The organism is Verrucomicrobiia bacterium (genome assembly GCA_035574275.1).
Lineage (GTDB): Bacteria > Zixibacteria > MSB-5A5 > DSPP01 > DSPP01 > DSPP01.
Genome location: DATLYY010000067.1, coordinates 1 through 22,826, shown reverse-complemented (window position 1 = coordinate 22,826; position 22,826 = coordinate 1). Strand labels below are relative to the sequence as shown.

The following is a 22,826-nucleotide window of genomic DNA, read 5'->3' as shown; positions in this document are numbered from 1 at the left end:
TTGCCCCGCAAGCAGGGGGATAAACCGGGCCGGCATAAAAAAAATCCGGCCCCCTTGCGGGGGCCGGAAATTTTTGGAGCTTCGCGCTTGCGCGCTTGCGCCAATTAGATGCAGGGTCTCAAGCAGTTCGGGCAGGAAGGTCCGTTGCCGCCTTCGACGAAGGTGCCGTTCAAAAGGAGCACCACGTCGGCCGGAGACAGACCGCCCACGTTGTTGAGATCCGCCACGCAGATGGGAACGATCTGGCCGCCTGCAACGTCAACCTGGTTGAAGACGTAGTTCAGTTCCGCCACCACGTCGGCCGGGGTGAGCGAACCACTGATAATCAAGTCACCTTTCAGGCGGGTCTGGGTCGGCCCGACCGGAACGTTGGCATGATTGAGATACCAGTCGATCCCCTTGATGGCATTGCTGTACAGGTCGGTCAATCCGCCGCCGGAAGTGGCCACGTGGATGATCGTGTACGTTTCGCCGGGGCCGGAGAAGACCGGGTCCTCGCCGGAGGCAAGGGCGCCCAAACCATCCAACCCGTAGCGGGCCACCAGACCGGCGCCGCCGCCGTTGACCGGGAAGTTATACACCTTCTCGGCCACGGTCATGTAACCCATATCCGCACGGTACGGAGGACCGGAGCTGTAGGCGCCGGGGCCGCCGCAGATCGTGCAGGTACTGTTGGCGATGCAGGCCGCGGAGGTGTCCTGATAGGTGCCGTGCAGGGAGTCGTAGGCGCGATCCTGGGTGCTGATGATCACGTCCGCGTTCCAGGCATAGCGCTCGAAGAGCGAGTCACCGCCGTTCGGGTTTTCGCAGCCGATGTTGTAGGAGAAACCGGCCTGCTGGTAGACGATGCCCGCGCGGGGGCGGACAAAGCTGGGCAGGGCGCCCGGGTTATCCGAATTCGGCACGACCACGAAGCCGTACGCGAAGTTCCCCGGGGAGCAGGTGTCGACCAACACGTCGTTCCCCGCAATCCAGCCGAACCACCAGGTGCGGCCGGCGTGGGAGAGAATTGTGTCGCCGCCCACGTTTTCGGAGGCGGAAGGCCCGCCCACCACGTCCACGTCGAGGTCGTAAATCACGCCCAGGGCCACGCTGTCAATCGCGTTGGTGCCCACGTTGATGACCTTCGTGGTCTGGATCAGGAAGTCCGAGGAATCGGCATGGGTGGACTGCTCCCAGATGTTTTTCCAGGCGATCGAGCTGTCCTGCAACTCGGCGCCGACCGAAGTCAGCGAGAGGTTGTAGTAGCCGCCGCCGGAAACGGAATCCAGATAGCCGTCGGAAATGCAGCGCAGGAACTTGTCGCCGAAGAGCTGGCGGGTCACCTTGCGCGGGAAGCCGTCGGCGCAGTTGCCGCGGCCGTCGGGAACCGCATCGTCCCAGGCCACCCAGACGCCGCCGTCATAGAAGTTGTCGTGCTCGTTCACGTCGTAGTGCATCCCGGCGCCGCCCTGATCCTTGATGGAGCCCTGGTTCCCCACGTCCGTGTAGTTGGAGGCGGAGTGAATCTGGGACTTCCGGTTGAAGCAGAGGGTCGGAACCACGTAGACCGTGAGGTTGATCGGCAGGGTCTTGTTGCCGGCCGGGGCCACCGAGCGGATGTAGGCGTTCAAGTTGCCGCTGCGAACGCCGACGTCGGCCGCGCCCACGCCGTTGGTGTTGAACGAAAGGTTGAAGTCATAGTTCCCGCCGACCGCCACGAAGGTGCCGGGGACGGCGTTGGAGGTGGTGACCAGGAAACCATCGTTCACACCGGCATCCAAAACCACGCTGTCCAGGAAGAACCCGACCAGCCCGATGTTGGAAAGCCGGAGCGGGGCGGTGAAGATGCCGCCGCGGGGCTTCAGCGAAATCTGGTAGAACTTGATGGTGTCGCCGGGGAGCGAACCGAGATCGCCGCGCAAGGAAAGCACAGGGGCGCGGGCCGGGGCCTTGTAGAGCCGGAACTCATCGATGAGCTCGGTCAAGGGGCCCGGATCCGGGCTGATGCCCGAACGGATGGCGGTCTCCTGCGTGCCGGGATACTTCTGGGCCAAAGCGGTAATCCAGACGGTGTCGTTCACCACGGCATCGGCCGCGGAGAAATCATCCTCGTGGACGCAGGGGTTGCCCAAGGTGCCGTCGCAGCCCGGGTTGTTGGTCTGGGTGACGTTCTGCGGTTCATCCCAGGCCCGCCCGTTGTTCGGAGAAACCGAGCAGAAGATATCGTAGACGGCCAGAACGCCGTACTGCTCGTAGTCCCCCCAGCCGAAGTTGCCGTCGTCCGGCGGGGCCGCCCAGAGGGCGTAGAGATTGCCGCCCGCCTGGTAGGCCAGTTCCACCATCGGCCAGTTGCAGACGTCGAAGCCGAAGAGGGAGCCGGAACGGTCGGGGAGCCGGCCGTCGATCAGGATGTCGGTTATCTTGTGCGGACCCTGCACGGTGCCGTCCGGCAAAACCGCGGCGTGCCATACGGCGCCGCCCGGGCCGGCAAAGCCGTTCCCGAGGAAGTTGTTCCAGTCGGTCCACATTACGTGCAAGGTGTCGCCAATCATAACCCCGTCGATGTCGATCATGTTGGCCAAAAATCCGGGCAGGCGGAAATCACCGGTGATGTCGGTGATGGTGCCGAAGGTGATGGCGCCGGTGCCGGGATTATAGGTCCCCTTCAGGTAGCAGGGGCGCTCGGTGGTGGTGAAAGCCGAAGGATCGTTCGGGTCGGCGTGCGACAGGATGTAGAAGGTGTTGCCGGCGCCGGTGATTTCCACCGAGTTGAACCACGGGCTGTAGGTGGCCAGAATCTGGTCGGACGACCAGGACAAGCCGCGATCCGTGGTGTAGTTGAAGGCGATCGCCGAGGGGGAGTTCCCCGCACGGGAAGTGGCCACCCAGACGCTCTCGTTCAAGGCAAAGGCCACCGGATGCTCGCGCGTCGGGCCGCCGTTGGAGGGGCCGGTGAGCCGCATCGTGGTGTCCATGGAGAAGAGCCCCAGGCATTCGGAGCCGTCCCGGAAGTTCACCTGACCGACCGAAGAAACGTCGCCGGCCGGCGGGGTTTCCGTGCGCAGGATGAAGCGGATCCCGTAGGTCACCGGGACGCCGGTGGACGGGTTCGGAATCATCACGCCGCCGCGGTTGGTGACGCGCGGACGGGGGTCGGCCGGGGGGCCGGGGGCTGTCAACTGCACGTCCAAGCTGCCGTTGCGAAGGGCATCGGAGTTGGAGCAGTCGTAGGCGTTGTAGAAGTACAGGAAGTTAATGGCGGTGTCGGCGGCGGTGGAAAAGCCGCTGATGATGCCATAGACCATATGGGCCACGCCCGAGGGGCTTACCTGCACCTGGTCGCGCATATGGTTGTTGCCGCCCGGGGTCTCCGGAATGCCGGTCCGGACGGTGACGTAGGGCACGCCCGCCTGAATGTACCGGCTGGCCGCTCCCCGCGGATAGACGGGGTATTGCACCAAGCCGAAGTTTTCCTTCTGCTGGTCGTCATCCACCACCACGGGATTGAGCGGGGCGGGGCGGGCCGCCTGGGTGGTTCCCGCCTGGGCCGGTACGGCCTGCTTGTCTTTCGGCAGACCGAAGGCGACCAGCGAGAACCCCATAAAGGCAATGGCCAAAACCACTGCCAGTAGGATGCTTGTTTTTCTCATCATATTCGTAAAACTCCTTTCAACATAAAGCGATTCGTAACGTTTTTTGTCCCCAGCGGGGACGATCCTTCTTCCGAAGGTTTAAAAAAGACGCCCGATGATCTCATCGTGCCTTTTTCTGGTCAATCACCTCCCGGTTTTTGAGCAGCCGATTTGGAACGGAAACCCGCCAAGCCGTTTTTCTGGTGGTTCCCCTCATGATACCGAAACGACTTTTTAGGTTTTGCCTGCTGGAAAACGGAGAAAAACAGGCGCATTCGTTCCCGATAGCTTGCTCGTTGAAGAAGCCTGTCTGTAAACCTTTCTTTTTCCGAACCGCTTTGAGCCGTAAAGCAGGCCCGGACTGTTGCTCGAGGCACCCATATGATAACCCCCCCTCCCAAGCTTGTCAAGTGTTTTTTTGTCCAAAAACCGTCCGCCGGGCGGCCCCGGCCCGGCCCAAAAAAGAATCCCCGGCATCCTGTTTTTAGGAGGATTCAGGATAAGGATGCCGGGGGTTGGGCGCCGGTTAATTACCGGCCCAAGGCGGTCGGGTTATTGGGAGGGGGCTGGCAGGGCTGGAGGGGGGTTCCCGCGAAGGCGGCGTTCAACATTAGCACCGCGTCCGTCGGGGAAAGGAAGCCGTCGCAGTTCAAGTCCCCCAAGGCCAGCGGACTGGGGAGATTGGTGTTGTTAAAGACCGCCTGCAGCATCTGCACCACATCGGACGGGGTTATCTCTTCATCCCGGTTCAAATCGGCCAGCCGCCAGTTATAGACGCGCAGGCGGACGGTTTGGCTGACCGTGATTGCGCCGTCGAAGGCGGTGAGGGTGATGGTGTAAACCGAATCCCGCCCGCTTATGGCCGAGCCGACCGCCGTCTGGGCGGAATCCGGGGTGAATTCAAACCGGCCGATGCCGTTGCCGAAATCGGTGAAGGTGGAATTGCGCGGCCGGTTCAAGACGTTCAGAACCGGCGTGGTCAAATCCGCATCCGCCGCCGAGAATTCCAGAGTCAAAGTCCGGTTGACCAGAACGAGGGTGTCCAGAATGGTGATGGTCATTGCCGGCGGGTGGTTGCCGAACTCGGTGACGGTGATGGTCACCAGCTCGCTGTCCGCCCGGGCTGTGCCGTCTTGGGCGATAAAGCGGACCTGATAGGAGCCGGCCTGGTTGAAGCCCGGGGCCCAGCTGAAGCGCCCGCGCCCGCCGCCGAGCGGGGCGAAGCTCGCCCCGGCCGGGAGATTTTGGGCGGAAACCGCGGGGACGGTGGAGTCCGGATCCAGAGCCGAAATGTCGAAGGTCAACGTTGAGCCCTCCGCCACGCTCCTGGGCCCGATGGGAGCCAAAACCGGAGGCCGTTCCACGTTCGTAACCGTCACCTGCAGGTCCTGATCCAAAATGTACGGCGGGCTCAAGGTGAGGTCGGCCGTACGGAAGGTCCACCTGGGGAGAACCCGGAACGGCTGGCCGCCGGCGGCGTTGTAGGCCGGAACATAGGTCACGTTGATTCCCCCCTGCCCGTCGATGCCGGAGGTGATGATTCCGGGGGCGTCCGTCACGGGCCTAAGCTCGATGTGCGGGATGGTGGAATCCGGGTCGATGGCATGCACGTACACCCGCAAGGTCTCCCCTTCCGCCACGGTGCGGCCGCCCGGGAAAACGTCGAAGTACGGCAGCCGGTCGACATTCAACACGGTGACGGCGACCGTCTGGCTGTCCGCCACGGTTGTGTCGCGGGCGTCCAGGGCCACAAAGCGGATGCTGTAGCTGCCGGCCTGGAAGAAGCTCGGCCGGAAGACAAAGATGCCGGAATCGGCGCGGCTGTCCACAAAGGCGGCGCCGGCCGGGAGCGGGCGGGCCCGCAGGAACGATTTGGTGGTGTCCAGATCGGAAACCCGGACGATGATTTTGAGCGAATCCCCTTCGTTGAAAGCGGGCGGGTTCGGGATTGCGGCCAAGACGGGGGGCTGGTTGCCGGCGTCCAAAACCACCACCCGGGTCGTCGCCGTGTCGGCCAGGGAGCCGTCGGCCGCCACGAACTGAATGAAATGGGTGCCGGACTGGATGTAGCTCGGAAGGAAGCGGAATATCCCCACCCCGTTGCCGGAATCGGTGAAGGTGGCGTTGGCTGGCAGGTTCAAAGCAAAAAGCGCGGGCTTGGTGGAATCCGGGTCATCCCCGAGAATCGGAACCACGAGGGTTCCGGCCTCGGTGACGCCGAGGCTATCCGGCGCGTACACGCTCGGCCGCTGGTTCCCCGCCTCGGTGACCTGGATGAAAACGGTCTGCTGGATGGAGGCCAGCCCGTCCGTGGCGTTGAAGCGGACCGAATACAACCCGCCCTGGATGAAGCTGGGCAGGAAACGGAAGGTGCCGGTGTTGTTCCGGTTGTCCACGAAGGTGGCGTTGGCCGGCAAAGGCCCGGTGGTCAAAGTCAAAAGGGTGGAATCCGGGTCGGCGGCGATGACGGTGAGCCGCAGCGAATCCCCCTCCCGAACCATCTGCGGGCCGAAGGTGCTTATCCAAACCGGGCTGCGGTTGGTGTTCTGCACGGAAATCTGCACGATGCGCGTTCCGGAGAGGGACGGGGTGTCGCTGTCCGTGGCGATGAAAGTTATAGTATGGACGCCGATTTGCGAAAAATCCGGCGTGAACGTGAAACCGCCGGCGGCGTTGCCGGAATCGACAAACGAGGCGTTGGGCGGCAGGGGGCTGGTGGTCAGGAAAATCGGTCCGGGGACGGCGTCCGTGGTGTCCTTGGCATGCACCCGGAAGCGCAAGGTCTGTCCCGCCAGAACGGTCTTGTTGCTGATGGAATCGACAACCGGCGGCCGGTTGACATCCCGCACGGCGAGGCCGACGGTCCGGAAGGCGGAAGCCGGCGGATTGGCCCGGTCGGTGGCGATGAAGGTGACCGTGTAGTTCCCCGCCTGCAAAAAGGTGGGGCGGAAAACAAACAGGGCCGAACCGTTGCCGCTGTCGACAAACGAGGAATTGAAGGGGCGCCCGCTGGAACCGAGCAGGGGGATATCCCCTTCCGGATCCGTGGCGTGGAGCCGCAGGAAGAGGGAATCTCCCTCATTCAGCACGATGGGAGACGGAATCGAATCAAACACCGGCGCCAGATTTCCCGCCTCCAGAACGGTAATCGCAACAACCTCGCTGTCCGCCAGGACGCTGTCGGAAGCGACGAAGGTCACATTGTAAGCGCCGGACTGCAGGGCGGTGGGGGTCCAGCTGAACAGCCCTTTCCCATTTAAGGAATCAACGAAGGACGCGCCGGCCGGCAAGCCGACCGCTGAAAGCTGTGGAATGGTACCGTTGGAATCGGAAGCAGAAATCACAAACGCCAAGGACTGCACTTCGGTGGTTTGCTTCGGCCCGATGGCGGCCAGAACCGGCCGGCGGTTTACCACGTTGACGGTAATGGTTACCACTTCGCTGTCTGCCAAAAGCCCGGCCGTGGCGATGAAGGTGACGTTGTAGGTCCCGCCCTGATTGAAGACCGGCGTCCAGACAAATGCGCCCGCCCCGTTGGCTGAATCGACAAACGTCGCGCCCGCGGGGAGCCCGACGGCCGAAAGGACGGGCACGGTCAAATCCGGATCGGTTGCCGAAACCCGGAACTGCAGAAGTTGGTCTTCGCTGGTGATCCGGGCCCCAATTGGAGCCAAAACCGGCGCCCGGTCGAACTCGTTGACCGTTATGGAAACAACTTCGCTGTCGGCCAAAAGACCATCCGAACTGATGAAGGTGACATTGTAGCTGCCCGCCTGGGTGAAGTCCGGCATCCAGGCAAAGGCACCTGCGCCGTTGGTTGAATCGACAAATGTTGCTCCAACAGGCAGGTTCAGGGCTGTCAAAACCGGCACGGCCAAATCCAAATCCGAGGCCGAAATTCGGAACTGCAACAGTTGTCCTTCCATAATGGTCTGGCCGCCAATCGGGGCTAAGATCGGCGCGCGGTTGACGTTGATAACCGAGATGGCCACTGTTTCACTATCCGCCAAAGTTCCATCCGAGGCGATGAAAGTGACCGAATAGCTGCCGGACTGGAAGAAATCGGGCGTCCAGGCAAACGAACCGGCGCCGTTGGTCGAATCGACAAAAAGCGCTCCGGCGGGCAAACCAACCGCCGCCAGAGTCGGCGTGGTCAAATCCGAATCGGAAGCTGAAACACGGAATTGCAAGAGTTGGTTTTCATTGACGGTTTTAGCACCGATCGCCGCCAAGACCGGTGCGCGATTTACCTCGCCGACCGTGATGACCACCAATTCGCTGTCCGCCAAAGTTCCATCCGAAGCGATGAAAGTGAGGTTGTAACTGCCGGCTTGCGCAAAGCTGGGGGTCCAGCCAAAGGAGCCCGCCCCGTTCAGGGAATCAACAAATGCCGCTCCGGCCGGCAGACCGACGGCGGAAAGTGAGGGTGTGGTCAAATCCGGATCGGCGGCGGAAACCCGGAACAGCAAAAGCTGATTCTCGTTGACGTTTTTGGCCCCGATGGCGGCAAGCACCGGCGCGCGGTTGACGTTGTTGACGGTGATGCTGACCGCCTCGCTGTCGGCCAGCGTTCCATCCGAAGCGATAAAGGTGACATTGTAGCTTCCGGCTTGGACAAACGAAGGGGTCCAGCTGAAAGCTCCGGCGCCATTTGTCGAATCGACAAAGGCCGCTCCGGAGGGCAAACCGAGCGTTGAAAGGACGGGCAAAGTTCCATCCGGGTCGTTGCCGGAAATTCGGAACTGCAAAAGTTGATTCTCGTCGACAACTTTGGAGCCGATGGTCGCCAGAACCGGCCGCTGGTTCCCGGCTTCGTTAACTGTAATGGAAATCAGCTCGCTATCGGCCAAATCTCCATCCGAGGCGATGAAGCGAACGTTGTAAACCCCCGCCTGCGTGAAAGCCGGCGTCCAAGCGAAGGAACCCCGCCCGTTGGCGCTATCCACTACTGCCGCTCCGGCAGGGAGATTCTCCGCGAAAATCGCGGGCAATTGACCGTCCGGGTCGGAGGAAGAGATGCGGAAGGACAACAGCTGTCCTTCGGTGACGGCTTTGGCCCGGATGGAATCGAGCACCGGCAGCCGGTTCGTGTTGGTGACCGTGATAGCCACCAGCTCGGTATCCGCAAAAGTCCCGTCGGAGGCGACAAAGGAAACGTTGTACAACCCGGCCTGGGTAAAGTTTGGATTAAAGGTGAAAGACCCGCGCCCATTGCCGCTGTCGATGAAGACGGCGTTGGTCGGCCGGTTCAAAACGGCCAGTGCGGGCACCGTTCCGTCCGGATCGACGGCCCGGACGCGGAACTGCAAGCTCCCCGCCTCGGCCACGGTTTTTGGACCGATGGAATCGACGGCCGGCCGCTGGTTCCCCACTTCCACCACGGTTATGGCAACGATTTCACTGTCCGCCAAATTGGCGTCCGAAGCGATAAAGGTGACGTTGTACACGCCGGCCTGGGCAAAGGACGGGGTGAAGTTGAAAATCCCGCTGCCGTTGCCGCTATCGGCGAAGGTTGAGTTGGCCGGCCGGTTGACCGCCGAGAGGGCCGGGGTTTGCAAATCGGGATCGGAAGCGGTCACCACAAAAGCCATTGTGTTCCCTTCCAGTACGGTGCGCGGCCCAATCGGATCCAAAACCGGCGAGCGGTTGGTATTGTTGATGGTAATCGTTACCGCTTCGCTGTCGGCCAAAAGACCATCGGAAGCAATAAACGTAACGTTGTACGCGCCGGCCTGGACAAAGGACGGCGTCCAAGTAAACGCGCCCCGGCTGTTCAACGAATCAATAAAGACGGCGCCGGAAGGCAGCCCGACGGCCGCAAGCGCCGGTAGTGTCCCGTCTGCATCGGAGGAAGTTATTCTAAACTGCAGAAGGGCATTTTCCGCTCCCACCTTGGCCCCAATCGGGTCCAGAACCGGCCGCTGGTTCCCCACTTCGTTAACGGTAATTGCCACGATTTCGCTGTCCGCCAAATTTCCGTCGGAAGCGATGAAAGTAACGTTATAGCCTCCGGACTGAACAAACGACGGCGTCCAATTGAAGGAACCAGCCCCGTTCAACGAGTCGCTGAACACGGCGCCGGTCGGCAAACTCAAAGCCGAGAGTGCGGGAATGGTGGCATCCGGGTCAACCGCTGACACCCTAAACTGCAAAAGCTGGTTTTCGTTGACGGCCTTGACTCCTATCGTGTTCAAAACCGGCGGACGGTTGACATTGTTGACGGTAATGGTCACAACCTCCGAATCCGCCAGGGAGCCATCCGAAGCGATGAAGGTGACGTTGTACGCGCCCGCCTGCGTGAAGGAGGGCGTCCAACTGAATGAACCGGCTCCGTTGGTGGAATCCACAAAATTGGCCCCGGAAGGCAGGCCGATGGCGGACAACACCGGCGCCGTCAAATCCGGATCGGAAGAAGAAACGCCGAACTGCAGAAGCTGGTTCTCGTTGACGGTCTTGGCCCCTATCCCGTTCAGAACGGGTGCCCGGTTCACGTTGTTGACCGTGATAGCCACGATTTCCGAATCGGCCAGCGAGCCATCCGAAGCGATGAAGGTGACGTTGTAGCTGCCGGACTGGAAGAAAGTCGGCGTCCAGGCAAACGACCCGGCCCCGTTCAAGGAATCCATAAAGGCGGCCCCCGTCGGCAACCCAGCAACGGACAAAATCGGCATGGTCAAATCCGGGTCGGTGGCCGAAATCCGGAACTGCAGCAATTGATTTTCATTGACGGTTTTGTTCCCAATCAAAGCGAGAACCGGCGCCCGTCCGGCGTCGTTCACGGTGATGGCGATAGCTTCCGAATCCGCCAGCGTGCCGTCCGAGGCGATGAAGGTCACGTTGTAGCTGCCGGACTGGAAGAAAGTCGGCGTCCAGGCAAACGAACCGGCCCCGTTGAGAGAATCGACGAAGGCGGCACCCGTCGGCAGACCGACGGCGGACAGAACCGGCACAGTCAAGTCCGGGTCGGTGCCCACAACACGGAATTGCAATAGCTGACTTTCTGTGACCGTCTTGCTGCCAATCGTAGCAAGCACAGGGGGACGATTCACGTTATTAACCGTAATCGCAATGGTCTCGCTGTCCGCCAGCGAGCCGTCCGAAGCGATGAAGGTTGCGTTGTAGCTGCCGGACTGGAAGAAACTCGGCGTCCAAGTGAACGAACCGGCCCCGTTTGTTGAATCGACAAAAACCGCGCCGGTAGGCAAGCCAACTGTGGTCAAAACGGGTGCCATCAAATCCGGGTCGGAAGAAGAAATCCTGAACTGCAAGAGCTGCCCTTCGTTGACGGTCTTGTTCCCTATCGCGGCGAGAACCGGGGCCCGGTTGATATTGTTGACCGTAATGGCTACCACTTCGGAATCAGCCAGCGCCCCGTCTGAAGCGATAAAGGTCACGTTGTAACTGCCGGATTGGAAGAAGGTCGGCGTCCAGGCAAACCGCCCGCGGCCGTTCAATGAATCCACAAACGTGGCACCGGTCGGCTGGCCGACGGCCGAAAGGGCCGGGATGGTCAAATCCGGATCGGTGGCGCTGATGTTGAAGGCCAGCGGCTGATTCTCGTCTACGGTCTTGGCGCCGATGGGAGCCAAAACCGGCCGCTGATTGCCCGACTCGTTCACGGTAATCGTTACAAGCTCGCTATCCGCCAAAAGCCCATCCGAAGCGATGAAGGTGACGTTATAAATGCCGGACTGCACGAACGAGGGTGTCCAGCGGAAGAAACCGGCGCCGTTGGCTGAATCGACAAAAACCGCTCCGGAGGGGACGTTCAACGCGGAAAGAACCGGAATTGTGCCATCTACATCGGACGCGGAGGTTCTGAACTGCAAGAGCTGGTTTTCGTTCATGGTCTTGGCTCCGATGGCCGCCAAAACCGGCGGAGCATTCACGTTGTTCACAGTAATCGTGATCTGCTCGCTATCGGCCAAGGAACCGTCCGAGGCGATGAAAGTCACGTTGTAGCTGCCGGATTGAGTGAAGGCGGGCGTCCAGCTGAAGGAACCGGCGCCGTTCAAGGAATCAACCAAGGTTGAGCCGGTCGGCAACCCGGCGGCCGACAGAATCGGCACCGTCAAATCCGGATCGGAGGCCGAAATCCGGAAGCGCAAGAGCTGATTTTCGTTGACCGACTTGTTGCCGATGGAAGCCAAAACCGGCGAGCGGTTGACTTCGTTCACCGTAATGGCCACCACCTCGCTGTCGGCCAAAGAACCGTCCGAAGCGATGAAGGTGACGCTGTAGTTGCCGGACTGGAAGAAACTCGGCGTCCAGCCAAACGAGGCCGCCCCGGTGAGGGAATCCACAAAAACGGCTCCGGTCGGAAGCCCGACCACGGTGAATGCCGGAATGGTCAAATCCGGGTCGTTGGCCGAAAGACGGAATTGCAGAAGCTGGTTTTCACTGACCGACTTGGCCCCGATGGCCGCCAGCACCGGCGGGCGGTTGACGTTGTTGACCGTGATGATGACCACTTCACTGTCCGCAAGGGTGCCGTCCAAGGCGATGAAGGTAACGTTGTACGCGCCGGATTGGACGAACGACGGCGTCCAGGCAAAAGAACCGGCCCCGTTCAAGGAATCGATAAAGGCGGCGCCGGAAGGCAACCCGACGGCTGAAAGTGAAGGCGTGGTCAAATCCGGGTCGGCGGCCGAAACCCGGAACTGCAGAAGCTGATTCTCATTGCTGTTCTTGGAGCCAATCGCAGCCAACACCGGCGGGCGGTTGACGTTGTTGACCGTAATCGAAACCACTTCGCTGTCCGCCAAAGCACCGTCTGAAGCGACAAACGTCACGTTGTAGCCGCCGGCTTGGAAGAAGGTGGGCGTCCAGGAGAAGCTCCCGCGGCCGTTTGCCGAATCCACGAAAACGGCTCCGCTCGGCAAACTGACGGCGGAGAGAACCGGTATGGTCGCATCGGCGTCCGTGGCGTTGATGGTGAAGCTCAAAAGCTGATTCTCATTCGTGCTTTTCGCCCCGATGGGAGCCAGAACCGGCCGCTGGTTGCCTCCTTCGTTCACCGTGACCGTGACGTTCTGCGTGTCAATCAAATCTCCATCGGAAGCTAAAAACCGAAGGTTGTAGGCACCGCTCTGCGTGAACGTGGGTGTCCAGGAGAAACGCCCCCGCCCGTTCAAAGAATCGACAAACGAAGCTCCCGATGGCAATCCGACCAGGGACAAGGCCGGAATGGTCAAATCCGGATCGGAGGCGGAAACGTTGAAGGCCAAAAGCTGCCCCTCCGTGGTAACCCGGTTGCCAATCGGGCTCCAGACCGGCTTGCGGTTCACGTTGTTGACCGTGATGGCCACCAGTTCGGTGTCCGATTTGGAGCCGTCCGTGGCGATGAAGCGGACGTTGTAGGTTCCCGCCTGGAAAAAGTCCGGATTGAAGGTGAAAGAGCCGCGGCCGTTGCCGGAATCGGTAAACGAGGCGTTCAACGGAACGTTTTGCACGATGTAGGCCGGAATGGTGCTGTCGGCATCGCTGGCGGAAACGCCGAAGGTCAGATTCTGGTTCTCCAATACGCTCTTGGCCCCAATGGGCGCCAGAACGGGAGCTTGATTCCCCGCTTCGAAGACGGTGATGACCACCAGCTCGCTGTCCGCCAAGCCGCCGTCCGAGGCAATGAAGGTGACATTGTAGCTCCCCGCCTGAATAAAGTTGGGACTGAAGGTGAAACGGCCGCGCCCGTTGCCGGAGTCCACATAAACGGCGTTAACGGGAACGTTGACCGCCGACATTGTGATGGGTTGGCCGTCGGCGTCCGTGGCGCTGGTGTTGAAAGCCAGCGTGTTTCCTTCGGTGATGGAGCGGTTGCCGATGGGGGCCAGAACCGGCGCCCGGTTGGTGTTGTTGATGGTGATGGTGACCACCTCGCTGTCCGCCAAAAGCCCGTCTGCGGCAATAAAGGTGACGTTGTAGGTTCCCGCCTGCGTGAAGGTGGGCGTCCAGGAGAAGGAACCCCGGCCGTTGGCCGAATCGACGAACGTGGAACCGCTCGGCCGGTTGATGGAGGAAAGCGTCGGCGTCGTGCCATCCGGGTCCGAGGAGGTGATTCTAAACTGCAGCAAGGAATTCTCCGCCCCGGTCTTGGCCCCTATCGGATCCAATACCGGCCGCTGGTTGCCTCCCTCGTTGACCGTGATGGTAACTATTTCGCTGTCCGCCAGCGAGCCGTCTGTGGCAATGAACGTGACGTTATAAATGCCGGACTGGGTGAAGGAGGGCGTCCAGCCAAACGAACCGGCCCCGTTCAAGGAATCGGTGAAAACTGATCCCGCCGGAAGGTTCACGGCCGAGAGTGCAGGCACCGTGCCGTCCGGGTCGGTAGCTGAGACCCTGAACTGTAATAACTGATTCTCGTTGGTAACTTTGCTGCCGATGGCATTCAAAATCGGCGCCCGGTTGACGTTATTGACCAAAACGGCAACCAGTTCGCTGTCCGCCATGCTTCCGTCGGAGGCGATGAAAGTCACGTTGTAGCTGCCGGCCTGGGCAAAAGAAGGGGTCCAGCTGAAGGAACCGGCCCCGTTGGCGGAATCAACAAAAACGGCGCCGGAAGGCAAGCCGACCGTGCTCAAAACGGGTGCGGTCAGATCGGGATCGGCCGAGGAAACCCGAAATTGCAAAAGCTGGTTTTCGTTCGTGGTTTTGTTCCCAATGGCGTTCAAAACCGGCGGCCGGTTGATGTTGTTGACCGTGATGGCCACCACTTCAGAATCGGCGAGTGAACCGTCGGAGGCGATAAAGGTTACACTGTAACTGCCGGCTTGGAAGAAGGTAGGCGTCCAGGAGAAGCGGCCCCGGCCGTTGAGCGAATCCACCATAGTCGCGCCCGTTGGCAATCCGACGGCCAAAAGGGCCGGCGTGGTCAAATCGGCATCCGTGGCGCTGATATTGAAAGCCAGAAGCTGATTTTCATCCGTGACTTTGGCGCCAATCTGAGCCAAAACCGGCCGCTGGTTGCCCGACTCATTGACCGTAATGGTCACCACTTCACTGTCCGCCAAAACGCCGTCGGTTGCAATAAAGATGACATTGTAAGCCCCGGCCTGGGTGAAAGTCGGCGTCCAGCGGAAAGAACCGGCCCCGTTGGCGGAATCCACGAAGGTGGCACCGGAAGGCACGCCCACGGCGGAAAGTCCGGGTATGGTCCCGTCCACGTCGGAAGCGGAAATCCGGAAGGACAAGAGCTGATTCTCGGTGACTGCTTTGGCACCTATGGCCGCCAAAACCGGCGGGGCGTTCACGTTGTTAACGGAAATAACGATCACTTCGCTGTCCGCCAAGGAACCATCGGAAGCGATAAACCGGACGTTGTACGCTCCAGATTGAGTAAAGGATGGCGTCCAGACAAATCCGCCCCGGCCGTTCAACGAATCGACAAAAACCGCCCCGGCGGGCAGGGGTGTCGCTGTCAATACGGGAGTGGTCAGATCGGGATCCGCAGCACTGACATTGAAGGCCAAAAGTTGATTCTCGTTGACCGACTTGTTGCCGATGCCGGCCAGAACCGGCGGCCGGTTGACATTGTTAACGGTGACAACAACCACTTCAGAATCGGCCAAGGCCCCATCCGAAGCAATAAAAGTGACGTTATAGGTGCCGGACTGGAAGAACGTGGGCGTCCACCGGAAGGAACCAGCCCCGTTCAGCGAATCCGTGAAAACCGCGCCGGAAGGAACATTCACGGCTGCCAGCGAAGGCGTGGTCAGATCGGGATCGGAGGCCGAAATCCTGAACTGCAAGAGCTGGTTTTCACTGATGCTCTTGCTTCCGATGGCGGCCAAAACCGGCGCCCGATTGGCATTGCCGACCGTGATAGCAACCACCTCGCTGTCCGCCAATGCTCCATCCGAGGCAATAAACGTGACATTATAGGTGCCGGACTGGAAGAACGTCGGCGTCCAGGAAAAAGACCCTGCCCCGTTGGCGGAATCGACAAAAGCGGCCCCCGAAGGAAGCCCGACGGTAGAAAGGGACGGTATGGTGGCATCCGGGTCGGAAGCCGAAACTCGGAACTGCAAGAGCTGATTTTCGCTGACGTTCTTGGCTCCTATTGCGGCCAATATCGGCGCTCGATTGACGTTGTTCACCGTGATGGGCACCAATTCGGAGTCGGCCAAGGAACCGTCTGAAGTGATGAAGGTCACATTATAGGAACCGGACTGCGCAAAAGTAGGTGTCCAACTAAATGAACCGGCCCCGTTGAGCGAATCCACCAAAACGGCCCCCGCCGGCAGCCCGACGGCCGACAAGGTCGGCGTGGTCAAATCCGGATCGGTTGCCGAAATCCGGAACTGCAAAAGTTGGTTTTCGCTCGTGGTTTTGCTGCCGATGGTTGCCAGTACCGGCGGCCGATTGACATTGTTGACGGTAATAATAACTACCTCACTATCCGCCAGCGTTCCGTCTGTAGCAATGATGGTAACGTTATAAACGCCGGACTGGAAGAAAGTGGGGGTCCAGCGGAAGGAGCCGGCGCCGTTCAAGGAGTCAACCAAGGTTGCCCCAGTGGGCAGGCCGACAGCGGAAAAAGAAGGAGTCGTCAAATCCGGGTCGGTGGCCGAAATCCGGAATTGCAACAGCAGATTCTCGTTGGTGCTCTTCGCTCCAATGGTGGCAAGCACCGGAGGGCGGTTCACGTTGTTCACCGTGATCGTCACCACTTCACTATCCGCCAAGGAACCGTCCGAGGCAATGAACGTCACGTTGTACGTTCCGGCCTGGGTGAAGGAAGGCGTCCAGGTGAAGGAACCGGCCCCGTTCAAAGAATCCACAAAAACGGCGCCGCTGGGAAGGCTCAAGGCAGAATGCGTTGGGATCGTACCATCCGGGTCGGAAGAGGAGATTCTAAACTGCAGCAACTGATTCTCGTTAGTACTTTTTGCCCCTATCACGTTCAGCACCGGCGCCCGGTTCACATTGTTCACCGTAATCGTTACTACTTCACTGTCCGCAAGCGTTCCATCCGAGGCAATGAAGGTGACATTATAAGTGCCGGATTGGGTGAACGATGGCGTCCAGGTAAAGCGGCCCCTACCGTTTAGTGAATCAACAAGAGTGGCGCCCGAGGGAAGATTGACCGCACTCAAGGAGGGCGTGGTCAAATCCGCATCCGTGGCGCTGATGTTGAAGGCCAGTTGCTGATTCTCGTTCGTGCTCTTGGCGCCAATCGGAGCCAGAACCGGCGCTTGATTGCCCGATTCGTTGACCGTGATGGTAACGACCTCGCTGTCCGACAAGAGCCCGTCCGAAGCAATGAAAGTAACGTTGTAGGTTCCCGCTTGAGTGAAAGACGGCGTCCAGCGGAAGGAACCGGCCCCGTTCAAGGAATCGGTGAATATGGCACCGGAAGGAAGGTTTAGGGCCGTAAAGTTCGGATTGGTTCCATCCACGTCCGAAGCTGAAACCCGGAAGGATAAAAGTTGGTTTTCCGTAACCAGTTTGTTGCCGATGGCCGCCAAAACCGGCGGAGCGTTCACGTTGTTGACCGAAATGACGATGACTTCGCTGTCCGCCAAAGAACCGTCCGAGGCAATAAACGTCACGTTGTACGCCCCCGACTGGGTAAAGCTGGGCGTCCAGGTAAACCGTCCCCGGCCGTTCAGCGAATCCACAAAAACCGCCCCGGAGGGTAAAGGCGCGGCGGAAAGAGCCGGAACCGTTCCATCCGGATCGGAAGCGCTGACGTTGAAAGCCAGCTGCTGGTTTTCGTTAATCGAACGGTTGCCGATGCCGGCCAAGACCGGAGGCCGGTTCACGTTGTTGACCGTGATGGTGACCATCTCGGAATCAGCCAAGGCGCCATCGCTGGCGATGAAGGTCACGTTGTAGCTGCCGGACTGGAAGAAATTCGGCGTCCAGACAAACGAGCTGGCCCCGTTCAACGAGTCGGTGAAAACCGCGCCGGAGGGCACGTTCAAGGCGACCAGCGACGGCGTGGTCAAATCCGGGTCGGAAGCGGAAATACGGAACTGCAAAAGCTGGCTTTCGTTGATGCTTTTCGCTCCGATTGGGGCGAGCACCGGGGCCCGGTTGGCATTGCCGACCGTAATGGCCACCACCTCGCTGTCCGCCAAGGTTCCGTCACTGGCGATAAAGGTCACGTTGTATGTTCCGGACTGGAAGAAAGTCGGCGTCCAACTGAAGGAACCGGCCCCATTGGCCGAATCCACAAAGGTTGCCCCGGAGGGTATGTTCAAAGCCGACAGCGTCAAAACGGTCCCATCCGGATCCGTGGCCGAAACCCGGAATTGCAAGAGCTGATTCTCGTTGACCGACTTTGCTCCGATTGTTACGAGCACTGGCGCCCGGTTCGTGTTGTTCACGGTTATCGTGACCACTTCACTGTCCGCCAACGAACCGTCCGAAGCAATGAACGTAACGTTATAGGTTCCGGCTTGCGTAAAGGACGGTGTCCAGTTGAAAGAACCGGCCCCATTCAACGAATCCACAAAGGTTGCGCCTGAGGGCAAGCCAATGGTCGATAAAGTCGGGGTTGTGCCGTCCGGGTCAGAGGCAGAAATTCTAAACTGTAACAGTTGGTTCTCGTTGACCGATTTCGCCCCGATGGCGTTCAAAACCGGCGCCCGGTTCACGTTATTAACTGTAATCGATACAACTTCGGAATCGGCCAGCGAGCCATCCGAAGCGATGAAGGTTACATTGTGAGTACCGGCTTGAGCAAAAGAGGGCGTCCAAGTAAAGGAACCGGCGCCGTTGGTCGAATCCACGAACGAAGCACCGGAGGGCAAACCAGCAGCTGATAAAGTCGGTATCGTTCCATCCGGGTCGGTGGAAGAAACCCGGAACTGTAACAACTGGCTCTCGTTGACACTCTTCGCCCCTATTGTATTCAAGACCGGCGCGCGGTTCACGTTGTTGACGGTAATCGTGACCACTTCACTATCCGCCAGCGTGCCGTCGCCGGCAACAAAGGTCACAAGATAGGTGTCGGCTTGGGTGAAGGAAGGTGTCCAGCTGAAGGAACCGGCGCTGTTCAAGGAATCAACAAAGGCCGCCCCCGAAGGAACGTTGAGAGCCGAAAGGGCAGGCGTGGTGCCATCCGGGTCGGTGGAAGAAACTCCAAATGACAGCAGCTGGTTCTCGTTGGTGCTCTTGTTGCCGATGACATTGAGCACCGGCGCGCGATTCACGTTGTTCACCGTAATCGTGACCGCTTCACTATCCGCCAACGTGCCGTCGCTGGCGATGAAGGTCACATTGTAAGTCCCGGCTTGGGTAAACGATGGCGTCCAGGTGAAACGGCCTCTCCCGTTTAAGGAATCCACAAAGGCGGCGCCGGCAGGCAGGTTGAGTGCGCTCAAGGAGGGCGTGGTCAAATCCGCATCGGAAGCGCTTATGTTGAAGGCCAGCTGCTGGTTCTCGTTGGTACTCTTGGCGCCAATCGGAGCCAGAACCGGCGCCTGATTGCCTGATTCGTTGACCGTGATGGTAACAACCTCGCTGTCCGCGAGCGTCCCGTCGCTGGCGATGAAAGTGACGTTATACGTTCCCGCCTGCGTAAAGGAGGGCGTCCAGCGGAAGGACCCGGCGCCGTTCAAAGAGTCCGTAAAAATGGCCCCGGAAGGAACGTTGAGGGCCGTAAAGTTGGGATTGGTTCCGTCCACGTCCGAAGCGGAGATTCTAAACGACAAAAGCTGATTCTCGGTGACCAGCTTGCTGCCGATGGCCGCCAGAACCGGCGGGGCGTTCACGTTGTTGACCGTGACGATGATAAGCTCGCTGTCGGCCAGCGAACCGTCCGAGGCGATAAAACGGACGTTATAATTTCCCGACTGGATAAAGCTGGGCATCCAGGTAAACCGCCCGGTGCCGTTCAGCGAATCGACGAAAGTTGCTCCGGACGGCAATCCGACAACCGACAACGCCGACACGGTCAAATCCGGGTCGGAGGCGCTGACGTTGAAAGCCAGTTGTTGATTCTCGTTGACCACTTTATTGCCGATACCGGCCAAAATGGGAGCGCGGTTTACATTATTAACCGTGATGGTGACCGTTTCACTATCCGCCAAGGAGCCATCGCTGGCAATGAACGTCACGTTGTAGCTGCCGGACTGGAAGAAATTCGGCGTCCAATTGAAAGACCCCGCTCCGTTGAGTGAATCCACAAAGCTGGAGCCGGAGGGCAAACCAATGGCCGAAAGGGTTGGTGTGGTCAAATCCGGGTCGCTGGCGGAAATACGGAACGAAAGCAGCTGGCTCTCATTGGTCGACTTGGCCCCAATGGGGGCGAGCACCGGAGCCCGGTTGGCATTGCCGACCGTAATGGCCACAATCTCGCTATCCGCCAAGGCTCCGTCACTGGCGATAAAGGTCACGTTGTACGTGCCGGACTGGAAGAAGGTCGGCGTCCAACTGAAAGACCCGGCTCCGTTGGCGGAATCCACAAAGGTTGCCCCGGAGGGAATGTTCAAAGTCGACAGCGTCAAAACCGTTCCATCCGGATCCGTGGCCGAGACCCGGAATTGTAGTAACTGGTTCTCCGGGGTGCTCTTGGCCCCTATCGGGGCCAAAACCGGCGCACGATTGGTATTGTTCACGGTTATCGTGACCACTTCACTATCCGCCAACGAACCGTCTGATGCGATAAAGGTGAGGTTATAGGTTCCGGCTTGCGTAAAGGATGGTGTCCAGTTGAAGGAGCCAGCTCCATTTAGAGAATCCACAAACGTAGCGCCGCTGGGCACGTTCAGGGCAGAAAGGTTCGGAACTGTGCCGTCCGGATCGGTGGAAGAAACTCTAAACGACAACAGCTGGTTCTCGTTTACGCTCTTGGCCCCGATGGCGTTCAAAACCGGCGCCCGGTTGACGTTATTAACTGTAATCGTTACAACTTCGGAATCGGCCAGCGAGCCATCCGAAGCGATGAAGGTTACATTGTGAGTACCGGCTTGAGCAAAAGAGGGCGTCCAAGTAAACGAACCCGCCCCATTGGTCGAGTCGACAAACACAGCTCCCGATGGAGAATTGACGGCAGAGAGAGCGGGCGTCGTGCCATCGGGGTCGGAAGAAGAAACTCTAAATGATAATAGCTGGTTCTCGTTGACACTCTTCGCCCCTATTGCATTCAAAACCGGCACCCGGTTGACATTGTTGACAGTGATGGTAACAACTTCGCTGTCCGCCAGTGTACCGTCCGAAGCGATAAAGGTCACCAGATAGGTGCCGGCTTGGGCAAAGGACGGCGTCCAGTTGAACGAACCGGCTCCGTTCAGAGAATCAACAAAGGTGGCACCGCTTGGGACGTTCAAAGCGGAAAGGGAAGGTGTGGTTCCATCGGGATCGGTAGCTGAAATCCGGAACGACAAGAGCTGGTTCTCATTCGTGCTCTTGTTACCAATGGCATTGAGAACCGGCGGACGGTTCACGTTGTTCACCGTAATCGTAACCACCTCGCTGTCCGCCAGTGAGGCGTCGGAAGCTATAAACGTGACATTGTACGTTCCGGCCTGCGCGAAGGAAGGAGTCCAAGTGAAAGAACCCGCCCCGTTGGACGAGTCCACAAATACCGATCCGGTGGGAAGACCGACTGCGGTTAACGTCAACGGGTCGGATTCAGCATCCGTGGCCGAAACGCGGAATTGCAGGAGCTGATTTTCGTTGGTGGTCTTGGAACCGATGGGGGCAAGCACCGGCCGCTGATTCCCCACGTCATTGACCGTAACGGTCACCACTTCGCTGTCGGCCAAAAGCCCATCCGAAGCAATGAACGTCACGTTGTAGGTTCCCGCCTGCGTAAAGGAAGGCGTCCAGCGGAAGGAACCGGCCCCGTTCAAAGAATCCGTGAAAATGGCCCCGGAAGGAACGTTGAGAGCCAAAAACGAAGGCGTTGTCCCATCCACATCCGATGCGGAAATTCTAAACGACAGCAGCAGGTTTTCGTTGGTGCTCTTGGCGCCAATCGGAGCGAGCACCGGCGGGGCATTGATATTGCCGACCGTGATGTTGACCATTTCGCTGTCGGCCAACGAACCGTCCGAAGCGATGAAGCGGACGTTGTAGCTGCCCGCCTGGGTGAACGAAGGCGTCCAGCTGAAAGAGCCGGCCCCGTTCAAGGAATCCGTGAATACCGCGCCGGAGGGAAGGTTGTTTGCACTTAATACCGGCGTAGTCAAATCGGGGTCGGAAGCCGAGACGCGGAACTGCAGCGGTTGGTTCTCGCCGGTGGTCTTGCTGCCGATGGCGGCCAAAACCGGCGCGCGGTTTACGTTGTTGACTGTGATGGTAATCGCTTCGCTGTCCGCCAAGGCACCGTCCGAGGCGATGAAGGTGACGTTATAGGTTCCGGCCTGGGTGAAGGACGGCGTCCAGACAAACGAACCGGCCCCGTTCAGAGAATCGGTCAAAACGGCCCCCGTGGGCAGATTCAAAGCTGAAAAGGCCGGCACCGTTCCGTCCGGGTCCAAAGCGGAAATACGGAACGAAAGCGGCTGGTTTTCGTTGGCAATTTTGTTCCCTATCGGATTCAAGACCGGGGCGCGGTTGACGTTGTTGACGGTGATGGCCACCACTTCACTGTCCGCAAGCGAACCGTCGCCAGCGATAAAGGTGACGTTGTGCGTTCCCGCTTGTGCAAATGACGGGGTCCAGCTAAATGAACCCGCCCCGTTGGCCGAATCGACAAAAGCGGCACCGGCCGGCAAGTTGACCGCCGACAAAGTCGGCGTGGTCAAATCCGGATCGGTGGCCGAAACCCGGAATTGCAGGAGCTGATTCTCGTTGACCGACTTCGCGCCAATGGCATTCAAGACGGGCGCCCGGTTCACGTTGTTGACGGTGATGGCAACGACTTCGCTATCCGCCAAAGAACCGTCTGATGCGATAAAGGTGACGTTATAGGTACCGGCCTGCGTGAAGGAGGGTGTCCAGACAAAAGAGCCGGCCCCATTCAACGAATCGACGAAGGTAGCGCCGCTGGGCGAGTTGAGGGCCGATAACGTCGGCACTGTGCCGTCCGGGTCGGTGGAAGAAACTCTGAACTGGAGCAACTGATTTTCGCTGACCGACTTCGCGCCAATGGCATTCAAGACGGGCGCACGGTTCACGTTGTTGACGGTGATGGCAACGACTTCGCTATCCGCCAGCGAACCATCCGAGGCGATAAAGGTCACATTGTACGCTCCGGCCTGTGCAAAGGTGGGTGTCCAAGTAAACGAACCCGCCCCGTTGGTCGAGTCCACAAACACC

General features: G+C 59.5%; 2 protein-coding genes. Both read right to left on the bottom strand.

From position 1 onward, the window contains the following. Positions 1 to 104: 104 nt before the first annotated feature. On the bottom strand, positions 105 to 3,635 hold the full coding sequence (locus VNL73_09310) for a hypothetical protein (protein ID HXF49602.1): 3,531 nt from the start codon (positions 3,633 to 3,635) through the stop codon (positions 105 to 107). Between the two features lie 509 nt (positions 3,636 to 4,144). Next, entirely contained in the window at positions 4,145 to 22,819 is an 18,675-nt protein-coding gene (locus VNL73_09305) for an Ig-like domain-containing protein (protein HXF49601.1), read from the bottom strand. Positions 22,820 to 22,826: the final 7 nt, after the last annotated feature.